Below are 15,931 nucleotides of genomic sequence, written 5' to 3'. Positions count from 1 at the left end.
TTATTCACCTAATTTCTTTTTTAAGTCCTTGGAAAATACACCCATACCATATCCTCCTTCAGTACGAGCAGTATGGATATTTTCAACGACTTCAAGAGCTTCCTTGTCTTGTCTCATACCTATATTGTCTTCCCTGTAGATTGTGGTGATTTCCTTCAGATAATCCTCATCCAAAGGTGCGCCTACGTCAATGGCTTCATCCAAAGGACGTCCAACCTGGTCTTTCACGTAGTAGACGTGTCCATCCTCTTCATTGAAGATGTACCTTTGAAGCCCGTCAAACATCAGACCGTTTTCGTCAAGCCTCAGTGAGTGACCGTGCACCGTTGCGCCTCTCATTCCGCATCTTGCCGGGTCAAAAATATCGGTTTCGACTAACTCTTTGGCTATTTTTTCCAAATCCTGTTCTCTTATTTCAATTACCTGTCTTCCAGATAATGTACCTGTATCCACTCCCCTATATCTCCACATATATGTTCTGGCTCTGTCATAAGGTTGTGCAGGAGCATTATACATGGAATCCGCAAACTGAATGTATCTGACCCTGATTCCTTCAGCAGCACCTGGCGTTGGCTCTACGATGTGTTTGATAATATCCCCGTCATCTTCCATTTCAGCTAATGGTGGATGAACGGTCTTATAGCTTTCACCAGGGTTTCTGTGGCCAAGTATCTTTACTATGCCTTCATCAGATACACTTCTAACTTTCTTAAATTCATGGTCCGGATTCATATGCTTTCTTCTGTTTTCAGCAATTTTAGTTTCACCAGGACCGTATTGAGCTTTATATCCCATAATTCACCAACATTATTTAATAACTTTAACTGTTTCAGATGTTTTTGCACGTGAATCGACCAAACCGATGTAACGTTCATCTATTGCGCTTTCGAAATTGTTTCCATACTTGAGATAATCGGAAATCGTTGACTTTGTTCTCGTGAAGATTCCAACAAGCAATGAATAGTCACACGGCATGAATTCACCCAGAATGTCTTCCAAATCATCCATAAAGGCGTTGAACTTAGACATGTCCACAGTGATAACGATTTCGCCGACCATTACACGCAGTTCCAGATCATGACCTTTCACGTTTATGACCTTTCTGTCCGTGTGATTTACAACGTGTCCCTTTCCCGGTCCATAAAATACCTTCAGAGGAATTGATGGGCCATGTATCAGGACTCTTTGCTGACCTTCCAGATTATAAATGGCGTTCAGCAATTTTTCGGTAGTCTTTGGCTTCAAGTATCTGTTTGGAATAATTTTAATGTCTATAACATTAACCTTTTCTGATTCATCCATAAAAACACCCTAAAGCTTTTCCTTAATTTCACCTGCAACGTTTGCAACGTTAGGAATCGGATTTCTAAGATTGTCTATAGTGCCGTAGACTATTCCAATCAATGATGAAGTCCTTTGAACTGAAAACATCTGGGTTCCCGCATCCAAACACATTGCAGCGGATGCACAAGGAATTGCCGTTCCCTTTGCGTGTCTTGTTACTACGTGGTTTCCGTGGAATGTTCCCGGTCCTCCCCCACCGTAAATTGAATGTGAGAAGAAACTGAATCCTACACCTACACCTTCGGTTCTTCCGTAATCCACACCAGGAAGCCCTGTTTCGTATTCGAGCATGTCGTTATAATACAATACAGTTGATGCAACTGCCTGAGCAGCCCTTGCAGCACCGATATTAACGATTACTGCAGCAAGCAATCCTGCAGCGGCATAAGCGTTCCATAATGCCCAGTCAACCGGTTCATATAGATTATATCCTGAAGGCATCTTTTTAGCTACTCTGATTACATTATCCTCAATTGCCCTGCCGACCAGGGACTGGATTACAGTACCTACGGTTCCCTTTCCGTTTTCCTTTACAATGTCAAAAACCAAATTGTCGGCATTCAAGCCCTGATATGCCAGGGTCAGCAGGTGCATCCTTTCAAAGGCCCCTGTCGCATCACCGGTTTCAAACATTGCAGTCTGTTCCATGATTGAGGACAGTGCAGCAGCATTTAAAGTCTGCTTGTTGGTAATTGCAACAACGTGGTTTGCCATAATGTTTCTTAAACCATAACCTAAACCTTCCAGGAGAACCGGAGGCCCCAGAAGCGCACTGATGTGTGCACCGGACAAATCGACGGTTCTTGGATATGCACCCATTACTGACGTCTTGATTGTTGATGCGTCAAACATGTTTACATCAAAGGTGTCGATGATTGCCTGAATCGTTGCGGCACCTGTCTGCATTGTGGATACGGAATAATCGGCAGCCACGTTCAGCCTTTCAAACGGAAGCTGAACCAGCAATTGCTGTCCGTCGTTAATAAGGTTAACGGTGGTGTCATCATCTTCATTAACGCGAAGAATCTTTTCAATTTTCCCGGCTATCACTTCTGCGTTTTCAACTATAGGAAGATCCAGCTCTCTTCCCGGAATAAAAACGGATTTACCGCCCATAGCAGCATTTTTCAATCCTTTTTCAATACCGGCCAAGTTTACTGCAGCAGATCTTTTAATGTCATATATCATATCCTGAATCGCAGAATTCTTAAGCGGGCTGATAGCCTCCAACGGAACGTCTTCCTGGAGAAGTTTTCCATCGGGACCATACAAATCTAATTCGTCATCATATATTCGCATTACTTACCTCCTAAATTATTGTACCTTAAAATTAATACCTTATTAAAAGTATTAACTGAGTTAATACAATTATCAAAGAAACGATTATTTAATAAATAATCAAATCTTTATATAAGGAGTAATAAACATATAAAGGTTACTTAAAAATAAATCATTTTAAAAAGGTTTGATTTGGATTTAAGTGATTTTTAAGTGAAATTAAATTGAAAAAACTGACATTGAACTTTAAAATTGGAAAATATTGACTATGGTTTAATTAAAAAAGAAAAGTATTAAATTAATGATTTTTAAAATTTAGCCACAATAATGGTTAAAAAAAGATAATCGATTAATCACTAGCAAAAGGGAATTGAATGAAATAATGTTGATTGATTAATGAAAACAGCTGATTTGAATTGCTGAAATGGAAAAATGACTGATTTGAATTAAATAAAAATATGTAATACTTTTTTAAAAATTAATAATATATAAATAATAAAAATTATATTAAAAGTATTAACTATTAATGATTTCCATAACAAGATTTATATAATATAAGGTTCATATACCCCTGTAGGTATAGGTGGTTACTATGAAAAAATGTATGGACAGTGAAAACTTACACAGAAGGCTTAAAAAAATCATCGGCCAAATCAATGCAATAGACCGCATGATTGACGAGGACATTCCCTGCGAACAGATACTCATGCAGGTCAACGCATCCAAATCCGCTCTGCATAAGGTTGGGCACATTATTGTAGAGGGACATTTGGAAAACTGCGTAAAGGAAGCAATCGATGACGGCGATGCAGATGACGCTTTAGGCGATATCTCAACCATTTTGGAATACTACTCCAGACTTTAATTTTTTTTAAAGTAACCTTATACCCTATGGGGTATACCTATACCTAGGGGCTGTTTTAAATGAATCTCAAATTCGACAAAGGCAAAAAGATTGACATAATGCTGATAGTCGTGTCCGTGACAAGTCTGCTGTTGAGTCTTATGGACTCATTGAGCTATTTGTCATGGATAGCTGTCGCATTATGTGCAGTACCAATATTCAAGGAATGCATTATTGGTTTAACGAAAGCTGACATAACAGCAGATCTTCTTGTGACAATTGCAATCATCGCATCAATAGCAATCGGCGAGGTCTTTGCTGCAGGAGAAATCGCTGTGATAATGGCTATAGGAGGATTTCTGGAAGAATACACCGTATCCAAGACTCAGGGAAAAATAGAAGAACTCATAAGATTAACCCCCACAACAGCAACGAGAGTAAGGAACGGGAAAAAGGAAAAAATCAATGCTAACGAAATTAACGTTGGAGACACTTTAAAGGTGCTTCCGGGCGAAACATTAGCGTGTGACGGAATAATCACTGAAGGAGAAACCTCAATTGATGAGGCCACATTAACGGGCGAATCAATGCCTGTCGATAAAACGAAAGGGGATGAAGTCTCAAGCGGAACGATGAACCTTTACGGATCATTTATGATGACGGCAACCAAGGAAAGCCAGGACAGTTCACTTCAAAAGCTGATTGAACTGGTTGAGTCATCAAAGCCTGAAAACGCAAAAATCGTCAGGACGGCAGACAGATGGGCAACATGGATTGTTTTAATCGCATTTTCAGCTGCAGTATTGACATACCTATTTACGGGCGAAATAATAAGGGCCGTTACCGTTCTGGTCGTATTCTGTCCGTGCGCACTGGTGCTTGCAACGCCGACGGCGATAATGGCATGCATCGGCAACCTGACGAAATACGGCATTCTGGTCAAGGACGGCCAGTCAATAGAGGAGCTGGCTCACGTTAACGAAATAATATTCGACAAGACCGGCACCCTGACCTACGGAACGCCGAAAGTGGTTTCAGTCAATGGAGATGACGAGATGATGTATCTGCTTGCATCCCTTGAATCCAAATCGGAGCATCCCCTGGCAAAGGCTATAATGAATCATTACGGCGAAAAGGAGCTTGGAGAAGTTGAAAACTTCAAAATGATAATGGGAAAGGGAGTGAAAGGCACGGTGGACGGCCATGAAATAATGGCCGGAAAGCCGGAACTTTTAAAGGATGAAAACATTAATCTGAGTAAAAACTTAAATCTCTCAAACGGGGAAAAGCGAAATCTTCGTCGTCAAGAACCGTGAAGTCATAGGAAACGTGATACTTGCCGACGTATTAAGACCCGAGTCAAGAGAAACTGTCGAAATATTAAAGGGCCTTGGCATTAAAAGCACACTTCTAACCGGAGACAATGAAAACAGTGCAGGCCATGTATGTAGGGAACTGAATTTATCCAATTTCATGTTCAACTGCCTTCCCGAAGACAAAAGCGAATACATCGGCCAAAGGCAGCTTGATGAAAACAAGGTGGCAATGATTGGCGACGGAATCAACGATGCGCCATCCCTTAAAAAGGCCAATGTCGGAATAGCTATGGCAAGCATCGGAAGCGACGTATCCATTGAAGCGGCAAACATCACTCTTATTAACGACAATATCGGCGATCTGCCTCATCTGATAGCTATTTCAAGACAGACCATTAAAACGATTAACATAAACATTGCCTTTTCACTTGTATTGAACATTACCGCAATGATTCTGGCCGTATTAGGCGTTATTGACCCAATTTCAGGTGCATTAATCCATAATATCGGCTCCGTCGTTGTAATAATATATTCAGGACTGATGGTTAACTACAAAAGATTAGGCATAACTAAAAATATAAATAAAAAATCATTCAAAGATATGAACATCAAAACACATGGAGGCGCAAAATGGCTTTAGAAGAAAAAGAAATCAAAGTTGTAGGAATGCACTGTCCTTCCTGCGTAAATGCCGTACAATTATCATTGACCGACGTTGATGGTATTGAAGACGCAAAAGCTGATTTAGATTCTGGAATCACTACAATCACATTGGATGCCGATAAGGTAAGTGATGAAGAAATCAAAGAAGCAGTTGAAGAAGCAGGATTTAATGTGGAATAATTAAATCCTATTTCTATCTTTTTTTTATTAATTTAAACCGCCTTGGAACCTCTCTCGCCAGTTCTTATTCTAATTACTTCCTCAACATCTGAAACGAATATCTTTCCGTCCCCGACATCACCGGTTCTGGCGCTTTCTATGATAATGTCAATGACGTCATCCAGGTCCTCTTCATTGACAATCAGTTCAACCCTTGTTTTAGGAATCAAATCGATGCAATAGCTGGATCCCCTGTAGGATTCCTTAACGCCCGTTTGTCTTCCTCTTCCGTTAACCGTTGAAACGTTCATTCCTTCACAGCCTGCTGCCAGAAGGGCTGTCTTTACGTTTTCAAACATTTCCTCTCGAATAACCGCTATAATTCTTTTCATATCAATACCTCCACATTAATTATAATCTGTAACCGGATTCCTTGTGCAATGCCGTATCCAGACCAGCAATTTCCTCTCTGTCATCTACTCTAAGTCCCATAGTCATGTCAAGCGCCTTTGCTATTATCAGGCTTGCACCGAAAGTGTAAATCATTGTTGCAACAACGGCAATAATCTGAACCGTCAGCTGATGCGGATTGCCGTAGAACAATCCTGCCACGCCGTTTATTGCAGGCGATGCGAAAAGCCCCGTAGCTATCAGTCCCCAGACTCCTGAAAGTCCGTGGACACCGAATACATCCAAAGCGTCATCGTATCCGAATTTGCTTTTGAGATTGTAAACCGCAAAATAGGAAATCAGTGATGCGACAATTCCTATTACCAGTGAGCCTGAAAGCTGAACGTATCCTGATGCCGGAGTAATGGCAACAAGTCCTGCAACCGCACCGGTGATTGCGCCCAATACAGTCGGCTTTCCTATGTTAATCATATCCAGAATTACCCACACTATCATTGCGGCCGCTGCTGCGGTATTTGAAACCAGGATTGCTGAACCTGCAAGGCCGTTTGCTGCCAGTGCTGATCCTCCGTTGAATCCCATCCATCCGAACCACAGAAATCCTGCGCCCAAAATGGAATATCCCAGGTTATGCGGGAGCAGTGAAGTGTCCCTTCTCTTTCCCAGAATAAGTGCCAGCGCAAGGGCTGAAAAACCTGAGTTGACCTCAACTGCGATTCCTCCGGCAAAGTCGATTGCACCCAGACTCATCATCCATCCTCCGCCCCAAATCCAGTGGCAGACGGGAATGTAAATCAGGCTGACCCATAAAATAGTAAAGACAACCCACGCTTTCGTTTTCATCCTTCCGACAATGGAACCTGAAACGATTGCCGCTGTCAATGCCGCAAAGGTCAGCTCAAAGCCCGCAAATACGAATGTCGGAATGGTGTCTGTAAGTGAATCAACGCCAATTCCTTCCATGAAAAGGCTTTGTGGTATTCCAACGAATCCGAAAAATGAATCAGGTGAAAAGGACATCTGATAGCCGTAGAAAATCCATATAAGACTGGCTATTGCAAAAGCTATCAATGAGAGAAACATTGAGTTTAAAACGTTTTTCTTTTTCGATAATCCTCCGTAAAAAAATGCAATGCCCGGAACGCTCATCAATAAAACCATAATGGTTGCAACGAGCATCCAAGCAGTATTTCCTGTACTTAAAACCATAATATCACGACAAAAATTAAAAAAAAATAATTATAGGTAGCAAATGTCTACCGACATACATAATATTTGACTACATGATAAATAAATGTTTAATATGCTATTGGCAAATTCGGTTAAAATATTAAAATAATTAAAAAAAAGAAAAAATTGTGGTTTATTTATTCCACATTTGAGTATAATAAACCGCTTGCTCTACCAATGAAGAATACCAAGTATACACCAACAATACCCATCAGTAATCCGCCGATGTATGAATTCCATTTCATGACGAATGCAAGAATTAAAAGCAATACGACAGCGATGATTGCAACAATAATGATGAATAACAAGAGATTTATGATACCGACTCTTGTAATGTCTTCAATTGCATCTTTAATTGATAAGGCATAGACCAGATCTTCGGTTTTAGCTAATCTGCACTCCGCCATGAATTCGGCAAGGGCAAAAATAACCAATAGGATAATGCTTATTATTGTAGTTACCCAGTGCTGGAAGATAATGCTTAAAATTGAAGAAATTATAACCGGAATGAGGTAGTAGACAATACGTACCAGGAATAACCTTGCACCGTTAATGAATTGTCTTAAAAAGTCGATTCTAGGTCCTTCGTCGCTTCTGATGATACCGTATTTAATGATATCCAGTTCATAACCTGAAATTGCGAAAGCCACTACAAGAAAGATGAGAATACCTATAAGTCCTGATCCTAAAAGCATAAATACGTTTTTGTCGGCATAACCCATGGCCATACCCACAATGGTTCCTCCGCCAACGATACCTGCAATAATACCCAAAGCGATATAAAGTATTAAAGAGGTAATGTTGTGTGCCGGATAAACCATTGCATCCTTTAAAATATCAACTATTTCCATAATATGTTCACCTTAAATTTTTTTTAAAAAAAACTCGAATGTTTGAGTTTATTGATATAGATTATATAAATTATACTATTTAAAAATTAATTTTTTTTAATATAAACTCAAATATCAAATTTTATATAAGTTAAAAAATAAAACTTTAAGCATAGATAATTTTTAAGGGATTAAAATGAAATCTGTTGCAATTAATGGATATGGAACTATAGGAAAAAGAGTTGCTGATGCTGTTTCAGCTCAAGACGATATGAAAATAATTGGTGTGAGTAAGACCAGACCAAACTACGAAGCAAGGACTGCCGTTGAAGAAAAGGACTATCCTTTATACATCGGAATTCCTGAAAGGGAAGGACTGTTTAAGGAAGCCGGAATCGAAATAGCAGGAACCGTTGAAGAAATGATTCAGGAAGCTGACGTTGTGGTTGACTGTACTCCTGGAAACATCGGACCTCAAAACCTTGAAATGTATAAAAAGGCAGGCGTAAAGGCCATCTATCAGGGCGGAGAAGACCACGACCTCACAGGACTTTCATTCAACGCGATTGCAAACTATGACGACTCATACGGAGCAGACTACACCAGAGTCGTTTCCTGTAACACGACCGGACTTACACGTACCTTAAGCACAATCGACCCTATTGCAGACATCAAAAAGGTCAGGGCGGTCATGGTAAGAAGAGGATCAGACCCTTCCGAAATCAAGAAAGGTCCAATCAACGCAATCGTGCCTAACCCTCCGACGGTGCCATCCCACCACGGTCCGGACGTGCAGACCGTAATGAAAGGAATTGACGTTACAACAATGGCTTTGCTCGTGCCTACAACCCTCATGCACCAGCACAACATCATGGTTGAAATCAACAACGACGTGGAAACCGAAGAAATCATTGAAGCACTCGAAAAACGTTCAAGGGTAATCGTCGTTGACGCCGAAGCAGGTCTCGGTTCAACAGCGGAGCTTATGGAATACGCCAAGGAATTAGGCAGAAACAGGAATGACCTGTACGAAATTCCGGTATGGAGAGAATCCATCAATGTCGTCGGAAACGAATTATTCTACATGCAGGCCGTGCACCAGGAATCCGACGTTGTTCCGGAAAACATCGATGCTATTCGCGCTCTTCTTGAAATGGAAAGCGACAACGAAAAATCAATAGCTAAAACAAACAAAGCAATGGGAATTTTATAATTCCCCCATTATTTATTTTTTTAAATTAACACCACAGATTAATTTCAAAACTCTGACATGAATTGAATTTACACTTCAAATTAATGTCTAAAATTTGTACGATGAAAAAATTTATTTATGATAACGTCCAATTTTTATACATGAGGTGTTGCTATGTTTAAAGAAATTTTTGGAAATTGTCCACAGGTCAAAGTAATTGACTATATGATATCAACGCCATTTTCTCAGCATACAAAGCAACAAATAGCCGTAGGTGCTGAGATTTCTAGGTCAACATTGAATAATTTCATAGATGAATTAGTTGATATTGAAATTATAACATGTAAAAATTCAAAATTTAGTTTAAATTCTAAATCCAACATTGTTAAAGGATTAATGGCAATTAGTGAAGAATTTGTTGAAATAGAATATCAAAAACAAATTAAATTGCCTGATGAAATATCTGATGAACTTACAATTGAAGAAGAAGAATTATATTTAAGTGAATCTGCTCCCAATGTAAATTTGGATGCTCTCGAACAAGAAATAAACATTAAGGAAAATTATACGTTTTCTTCTATCAATACAAATAAACTAATTAATTTTGAATTCATGTTAATGGATGAAAAATAAGGTGAAAATATGAATGAGCAAGAATTTAATGTACCTACTAAAGAAGGGATAAGAATTAGCTCAAATTCCAAAGTAGTTAATATCTCCCATGTAGGAGTTGGCGGAAGTGATGATGAAATTATGATAATACCAGTAAACAAAAAATTAAAAAACAATGAACAAGGCGATTTAGAAATAATATATGAGTCAGATATGCAAATTATTTTAAATAAAAAAACTGCAACTGAATTAAAAAAACTATTAGATAAATATATTTGATTAAAATGGCGAAAAATAGGAATTCTGATGAAATCAGAGTAAAAATCTTATTTTTCATGTGGAAAAAGCATTACTTTAACAAAAAGCATACACCCATCACCAACCTATGTAACAAATTATCCGAAATCCCATGTAAATAAATACACAAGGAAATTAAAAAACTACATGCCGAAAAGATAATGGGATACAAAAAAACAAATCATGGACTTGATGTTTTTTTGAACCATCGGATGAAAGATGAAATCCAAAAAATTATTGCGGAAAGATTAGGAGAATATTATTCCATCTAATCTTTCACAATATTTTTTAAAAAAAATATAATTACCATCAAAATCATAGTAAAGATATGAAAAACAAAGTATTTTTTGGACCTGCTGGAAGTCCTGTCAACTACAAGGGAGCTGCCTACAAGGCCCCCAAATACATACAGCGAATCGGGCTTGACTCATACGAATACCAGTCCCCTTACGGAGTCAGGATTGGAGAGGAATCCGCCAGAATATTGAAAGAGGAATCCGAGAAGTTTGAAATACTGATATCCATGCACGGACCCTACTATATTAATCTGTGCGCAAAGGAATCCGAAAAGATTGACAAAAGCATCGGCCACCTCATAGCCACCGCCCGTGCCGGCGAATGGATGGGTGCCTACCGTCTGGTTTTCCATCCTGGATTTTACACTAACCGGAAGCCTGAAAAGGCAATGGAGATTTCCAAACAGACTATCAATCGCCTCTTTGAAGAGCTTGAAGCCGAAGGGATTGAGGAGTTTACCTTTGCTCCTGAAACAACCGGAAAAAGGACTCAGCAGGGAAACATTGAGGAAATCGTTGAATTATGCGCAAGCTTTGAGCATTTTGAGCCTACGATTGACTTTGCCCATATCCATGCCCGTGGAAGAGGATACCTAACCAAAAAGGACGATTACAACTGCATTTTCTCAACAATTGAAAACAAGCTGGACATTGACCTCCTGCACTGCCATTTCACCACCATCGAGTACAGCAGAGCCGGAGAGGTAAAGCATCACACTTTGGATGAAAGCGATGAGTACGGACCCCAAATCGAGGATTTGCTGGCCAATCTCATTGACAACGACTGGAAAGCCAACATCATCTGTGAAACGCCATTAAGGGACATTGATTCTTTGAAAATGAAAGAGCTATACGAGAGCATGCTTTAATCTTAGTATCACCACTTCGGAGTCGGTTCCCCACCTCATTGGCTGGTCCATTGAGCCCACTCCAGTCGTTACGTGCATGTAATGGCCTCTTTCATCCTTGAATAGTCCCCTGTTGTATCCGTAAAGCAAACGGCAGAACCAGGTTGCGGGATGGAACTGGCCTCCGTGCGTGTGTCCGGAAAGCTGGATGTCAAAACCGGCTTTTGAGTGCTCCTCCCAGAGGTAAGGAACATGGTAAATCATGATGTTTGTCTTATCGTTTTTTATTTCACCTTTAAGCTCATCAATACCTGGAGCGTTAATATCGTCGAAACTGTATGCCAAGCCATAGATGTTCAAGTCTCCGATTTGCGTTGACTCATTGTCTAAAACAATAATTCCCGCTTTTCTGCAGGCCTTTTTGACGTTTTCAAGGCCAATATAATAGTCATGGTTGCCCGGCGTGAATATTATCGGCATGTTGACTTCACTTAAAGGCATGAAATCGTCTTCCAAAACCACCGATGAGCCGTCCGCCATATCGCCTGAAATTATGGCCACTTCACAGGAATCTTCCAAGGTTTTTAACGTATCGGCAAGCTGCCTTATTATCTTTTTATATCTGACGGCGCCGAAATGAACGTCCGATAAATGAACCACATTTACTTCTTTTGTTAAATTGTCCAGTTCGATAGTTCTTTCGTTTACAACTAAATTATGAGCCTTCCAGTATGCGTAAACTCCGATTATAGGAACAAGAGCCAATATAATTAATACTAACGTATAATCCAGTTGGAAAAAGATGGAGACAGAATAAATGATTACAAGTTCAATGAGATACATCATCGATGCCCATATCCATATTGCGAATATTTCCGTTAACAGACGCGTGATAAACCTTGATTTTTTAAGTTCTAAAAGCATGGAACCCACATTCATGAGTCCCAGGATTAATGCCATTAAAGCAATCGTCAAATCATCCAGAGGATAAAATAGCAAAAATAGATATTTAAGCAGAAAAAACTCGAATATTATATATAAAGGAGTCATCATCAGCACACGTCTTTTCCTAAAACTCATAATTTTTACACCAAAAAATTAAATATTGTTAAGATTATATATTATGTATTCAAATATAAAGTTGTGGTGATTTTTTGAAAAACAATTCCAAAAAAAGCGAGCTTAAAAGTCAGACCCAAAAGTCAGCCGTTTTCGAAACGGACAACAAACGCAATGCAGAATGCGTGGTCCTCAAGGCCGCAGGCTATCCCTTTGACTTTGAGATGATGGAAAGCAGCCTTGAAATAACCGATACTGGTTTGTTTGAACAGTACGCTCGTGACCAGTGGCTGGGAATGGAAATCAACAACGAATCCTATTTGTTTGATCAAAAAATCATACCTGATTTTGCGTTTAAGGTAATCAGCGTAAAGCCTGAAAACTCAATCATTTCAGAAACTACCAAAATCAAGATTATCCTTGATGAAACCGACAAGCTTAAAAACGTTAAAAGCATCAAAAGCAGCATTAAGCTTTCAGATATCGTCGGACAGGTTAATGCCAAGAATAAAATCAAGGTCATTGAAAAGTATCTAAGAGAACCGGAAGTATTCGGCTCCTGGGCTCCTAAAAACATTCTCTTTTACGGCCATCCGGGTACCGGGAAAACCATGCTTGTCAAGGGACTTGCAAACGAGGTTGAGGTTCCGCTTTATCTAATCAAGGCAACCTCATTAATCGGCGACCATGTCGGTGACGCCGCATCCAAGATACATGATCTGTTTGAAAAGGCCTCCAAGAACTCACCTTCAATAATTTTCATTGATGAAATAGATGCCATTGCGCTTCACAGGTCATTTCAGTCTTTGAGGGGTGACGTTTCAGAAATAGTTAATGCCCTTCTCACGGAAATGGATGGAATTAATGAAAACGAGGCGGTAATTACCATATGCGCCACAAACAATTCCTCATCACTTGACAGCGCCGTGAGAAGCCGTTTTGAAGAGGAAATCGAGTTCAAGCTTCCAGACGATGAAGAAAGGCGCCAAATATTTGAAAACAATCTGGAAACATTGCCTTTAGAATATGATTTGGACATTAATAAGCTCGTTAAGGTGTCAAAAAACATGTCCGGAAGAGATATAAAAGAGAAAATACTTAAAACAGCCCTTCACAACGCAATAGCTAATGATAAGACAGTTGTGGACATGTCAGACATTGACTATGCCCTTAAATCCGGCAAAGTTAAAATAAGCGATGTCAAGGGAATGTTTGAATAAATTATTTGAAGTCAAAGATATATTCTGCAGACTCAATCACTTCTTTTTTATCCTCTTTTGCGGCATCCTTCAGGTTTTGTGAAATGTCGAAAAATATCTTGTTGACAATTGAATTCGTTAAATTTTCCATTATTTTACTGCTTCCATCTACATCAGACAACTTTGAAGATGCTTTTTTCATTTCACGTTGTCTTATCTCTTCCATAGATGTCCTTAAAGTGGACAGCAAATCTTCAACTTCCATTATTTTAAAGGATTCTTTAAGCAAATCATACTCTTCCTGGATGATGATTTCTGCCTCATCGAATTCCTTCTCACGAAGCTTGGTATTGATGTCTGCAATTTCACGCAAATCGTCAATGTTGCATAATTTGACTCCCAAATCGGTAACGTCTTCTGAAATGTCACGTGGATTTGCGATGTCGACCATGAACAGCTCCTCATTTTCAATGCCGATGCGCTCAAGCCTTTCCTTATCTATGATGGTGTGGGGTGCACTTGTTGCGCTTATCACCAGATCGGCTGTTTTCAAATAGTCTTCAAGCTCTGAGAATAAAATGGCTGTTCCGTCCAAATCCTTTGCAAGCTCGACAGCCACATAATAAGTCCTGTTTGCAACAACAATGGCGCTCAGGTTCTTTTCAGCCAGTGCCTTTGCCACCAATCGACCCATCTTTCCGGCGCCGATTACAAGAACTGATTTGCCGTTCAATTGTCCTAAATGGGATTCGGCCAAATCGACTGCAGCGGAGCCTATGGAAACGGAGCCCTTGTTGATGTTGGTCTTGTTTCTTACAACCTGTCCTACATGAATGGCCTTTGTAAAGACTGTATCGAGAACCTTTCCGCAGTGGTGGTTTTTCACTGCCTTGGCCTTTGCGTCCTTGACCTGGCCTAAAATCTGGTCTTCGCCGACAATCATTGATTCAAGACCTGAGGTCATACGAAGCAGGTGAATTACTGATGCCTCGCCGTATTCGATGATTATGCTTTGATTTTCATGGGATAAAAGCTCGTCTTCAAAAGCGATGCTGTCGTTGTGGATATAGTATTCCTTACGGTTACAGGTGGATATTTCGATGTATTCGTTTATTGAATACTTTTCCTGCAGTTTCCAGAAAATGTCGTCGATATCCTTTGAAATGTTCTCCATTGATTGAATGTCTGCAATCTTATGGTCTACCCTTAAGTTAAGTATCATCAAAATCCCTCTCAATTGATTCGTAAATAACAGCCTTTGCCCTGTCGATTTCTCCGGATTTAATCAATTCCTTAATGTCTTCATCCTCAAAAATCTTATATAAATAATCCCGCCTGTCCTTTTGATCAGGCAGTTTTTCCTTTAAAAGTGAGCGTGAATAGTCCTGAAGCTCGATTTCTGCAATGTCTTCTTCAGTTATTATGGCCTGGATTTTCTTTCTCAGTTGCCTTGCCATTAATGGGCTTTTTCCGCCCGTAAAAATAGAAATTTCAACGTCTCCTATTGAAAAGCTTGTGGGAACGATAATGTCACCATCGTATGGCAGGTCTGCCCTGTTAACCAGTTTATCTTCAGATATCCTTGAAACGTGATCGCACAGCTCCTTATCGCCGCTTGCCACCACAACCAAATCCGCCCATTTGACCAGTTCATCCGCTTCATCAGTCGAATGCAAAAAAGCCCCTTTTCCTTTTAAATCATCATCCATTGATGAACCGGCCATCCTTACGATAGCCCCATGGTCTAAAAATCTATTTGCTCTTCTCGTTGCAACTTCGCCGGTGCCTAAAATGAAGACTTTAAGTCCAGAAGTTTTCAAATAAAGAGCAGTCCAGTCCATTTTAATCAGAATCTTCCAGTGATCTTGCCTTTAAAACGCTTACGGCTTTTCTCAGGTCGTTGTTGCAATCGGTTAAAACGTTCATTGCTTCAAGCTTTGAAATGTTGAAGGTTTCGGCTAGCGCTTCTGCCTTTGCATCAGGTGCAGGCTTTTGAACGCCGACCAATCTCTCTGAGAGTTCCTTTTTTAAATCCTCATACTCTTCATAGCTCATGCCCATATTCCTTAAGGTCATGTCCCTTAACGGACATGGCTTTGACGGCTTGCAGCACCAGATTAATGAACCGAAACATGTACCAGCTCCTTCTCCCAGTCTTGTTTCTCTGCCGAACTGCACTTTGATTTCAATATACTCCTGAGGAGTTAGATTAACTTCCTCCAAAGCGTTTAAAACCGGACATGGTTTAATTGGAGGGCAACAAAAAGCAAGGCCCCTTACATCTCCACCCCTACATATATGGGATGGTGCATCTTCCCAACTCATAATAATTCACCATAATATAATGTTTTAA

At 39.8% G+C, this 15,931-nt stretch carries 19 protein-coding genes; 9 read left to right on the top strand and 10 right to left on the bottom strand.

Annotated features, from left to right (window positions below; all coding sequences use genetic code 11):
- Genes mcrG through mcrB form a run of 3 tightly spaced genes read right to left on the bottom strand, consistent with a single transcriptional unit; the run spans position 1 to position 2,643 of the window.
- Complete coding sequence (gene mcrG, locus F3G70_RS02475) at positions 1-795, bottom strand: coenzyme-B sulfoethylthiotransferase subunit gamma (protein WP_149731141.1); 795 nt, start codon at positions 793-795, stop codon at positions 1-3.
- A gap of 12 nt (positions 796-807) precedes the next feature.
- Complete coding sequence (mcrD, locus tag F3G70_RS02470) at positions 808-1,302, bottom strand: methyl-coenzyme M reductase operon protein D (protein WP_149731140.1); 495 nt, start codon at positions 1,300-1,302, stop codon at positions 808-810.
- Between the two features lie 9 nt (positions 1,303-1,311).
- A complete protein-coding gene (gene mcrB / locus F3G70_RS02465) occupies positions 1,312-2,643 on the bottom strand; it encodes a coenzyme-B sulfoethylthiotransferase subunit beta (protein ID WP_149731139.1) in 1,332 nt (443 codons plus the stop codon).
- 571 nt (positions 2,644-3,214) lie between these two features.
- Between mcrB and F3G70_RS02460 the strand changes: the two genes are divergently transcribed.
- Genes F3G70_RS02460 through F3G70_RS02450 form a run of 4 tightly spaced genes read left to right on the top strand, consistent with a single transcriptional unit; the run spans position 3,215 to position 5,625 of the window.
- Positions 3,215-3,487: a metal-sensing transcriptional repressor gene (locus tag F3G70_RS02460; protein ID WP_149731138.1), complete on the top strand. Its 273-nt coding sequence runs from the start codon at positions 3,215-3,217 to the stop codon at positions 3,485-3,487.
- A 59-nt stretch (positions 3,488-3,546) separates the two neighbouring features.
- Positions 3,547-4,782: a heavy metal translocating P-type ATPase gene (locus F3G70_RS12385; RefSeq protein ID WP_262492207.1), complete on the top strand. Its 1,236-nt coding sequence runs from the start codon at positions 3,547-3,549 to the stop codon at positions 4,780-4,782.
- Between the two features lie 13 nt (positions 4,783-4,795).
- Positions 4,796-5,422, top strand: a complete 627-nt coding sequence (locus F3G70_RS12380; protein ID WP_262492206.1) for an HAD-IC family P-type ATPase — start codon at positions 4,796-4,798, stop codon at positions 5,420-5,422.
- Positions 5,413-5,625 carry a heavy-metal-associated domain-containing protein gene (locus F3G70_RS02450; RefSeq protein WP_149731137.1) on the top strand — a complete coding sequence of 71 codons (213 nt, stop codon included), beginning with the start codon at positions 5,413-5,415 and terminating at the stop codon, positions 5,623-5,625. Before F3G70_RS12380 ends, F3G70_RS02450 begins: the two co-directional genes overlap by 10 nt.
- Positions 5,626-5,657: 32 nt before the next feature.
- Here the strand turns inward: F3G70_RS02450 and F3G70_RS02445 are convergent, their stop codons facing one another.
- From F3G70_RS02445 to F3G70_RS02435, 3 genes are all read right to left on the bottom strand, one after another.
- Complete coding sequence (locus tag F3G70_RS02445) at positions 5,658-5,996, bottom strand: P-II family nitrogen regulator (RefSeq protein ID WP_149731136.1); 339 nt, start codon at positions 5,994-5,996, stop codon at positions 5,658-5,660.
- A 19-nt stretch (positions 5,997-6,015) separates the two neighbouring features.
- Entirely contained in the window at positions 6,016-7,227 is a 1,212-nt protein-coding gene (locus F3G70_RS02440) for an ammonium transporter (protein ID WP_149731135.1), read from the bottom strand.
- 155 nt (positions 7,228-7,382) lie between these two features.
- The gene (locus F3G70_RS02435) at positions 7,383-8,096 is read right to left on the bottom strand and encodes a DUF4013 domain-containing protein (protein ID WP_149731134.1); all 714 of its coding nucleotides are present in this window, start codon (positions 8,094-8,096) and stop codon (positions 7,383-7,385) included.
- A gap of 175 nt (positions 8,097-8,271) precedes the next feature.
- On the opposite strand from F3G70_RS02435, the gene F3G70_RS02430 reads away from it, so the two are divergent.
- The 4 genes from F3G70_RS02430 to F3G70_RS02410 all read left to right on the top strand — a co-directional run bounded on the left by F3G70_RS02430 (position 8,272) and on the right by F3G70_RS02410 (position 11,341).
- On the top strand, positions 8,272-9,288 hold the full coding sequence (locus F3G70_RS02430) for a phosphorylating glyceraldehyde-3-phosphate dehydrogenase (RefSeq protein WP_149731133.1): 1,017 nt from the start codon (positions 8,272-8,274) through the stop codon (positions 9,286-9,288).
- A gap of 153 nt (positions 9,289-9,441) precedes the next feature.
- Entirely contained in the window at positions 9,442-9,900 is a 459-nt protein-coding gene (locus tag F3G70_RS02425; protein ID WP_149731132.1) for a hypothetical protein, read from the top strand.
- A 9-nt stretch (positions 9,901-9,909) separates the two neighbouring features.
- Entirely contained in the window at positions 9,910-10,158 is a 249-nt protein-coding gene (locus tag F3G70_RS02420) for a hypothetical protein (RefSeq protein WP_149731131.1), read from the top strand.
- Positions 10,159-10,504: 346 nt separating this feature from the next.
- On the top strand, positions 10,505-11,341 hold the full coding sequence (locus F3G70_RS02410; RefSeq protein ID WP_149731130.1) for a TIM barrel protein: 837 nt from the start codon (positions 10,505-10,507) through the stop codon (positions 11,339-11,341).
- Here F3G70_RS02410 and F3G70_RS02405 read toward each other — a convergent pair.
- Entirely contained in the window at positions 11,321-12,400 is a 1,080-nt protein-coding gene (locus tag F3G70_RS02405; RefSeq protein ID WP_149731129.1) for a metallophosphoesterase, read from the bottom strand. The two genes, F3G70_RS02410 and F3G70_RS02405, sit on opposite strands and share 21 nt — an antisense overlap.
- Positions 12,401-12,474: 74 nt before the next feature.
- Between F3G70_RS02405 and F3G70_RS02400 the strand changes: the two genes are divergently transcribed.
- The gene (locus tag F3G70_RS02400; RefSeq protein WP_223165985.1) at positions 12,475-13,599 is read left to right on the top strand and encodes an AAA family ATPase; all 1,125 of its coding nucleotides are present in this window, start codon (positions 12,475-12,477) and stop codon (positions 13,597-13,599) included.
- Between the two features lies 1 nt (position 13,600).
- Here F3G70_RS02400 and hemA read toward each other — a convergent pair whose 3' ends face one another.
- From hemA to F3G70_RS02385, 3 genes are read right to left on the bottom strand one after another with little or no spacing between them, the layout of a single operon-like run.
- Entirely contained in the window at positions 13,601-14,800 is a 1,200-nt protein-coding gene (hemA, locus tag F3G70_RS02395) for a glutamyl-tRNA reductase (protein WP_149731128.1), read from the bottom strand.
- Positions 14,790-15,419: a precorrin-2 dehydrogenase/sirohydrochlorin ferrochelatase family protein gene (locus F3G70_RS02390; RefSeq protein WP_149731127.1), complete on the bottom strand. Its 630-nt coding sequence runs from the start codon at positions 15,417-15,419 to the stop codon at positions 14,790-14,792. The genes hemA and F3G70_RS02390 overlap by 11 nt, the downstream gene beginning before the upstream one ends.
- 1 nt (position 15,420) lies before the next feature.
- Complete coding sequence (locus tag F3G70_RS02385) at positions 15,421-15,903, bottom strand: methanogenesis marker 9 domain-containing protein (RefSeq protein ID WP_149731126.1); 483 nt, start codon at positions 15,901-15,903, stop codon at positions 15,421-15,423.
- Positions 15,904-15,931 lie beyond the last annotated feature (28 nt).

It is taken from the genome of Methanobrevibacter millerae (assembly GCF_900103415.1).
In the GTDB taxonomy this organism is placed as follows: Archaea; Methanobacteriota; Methanobacteria; order Methanobacteriales; family Methanobacteriaceae; genus Methanocatella; species Methanocatella millerae.
The sequence above is the reverse complement of the archived record's forward strand: the minus strand, read 5'-3'. Positions and strand labels throughout refer to the sequence as shown.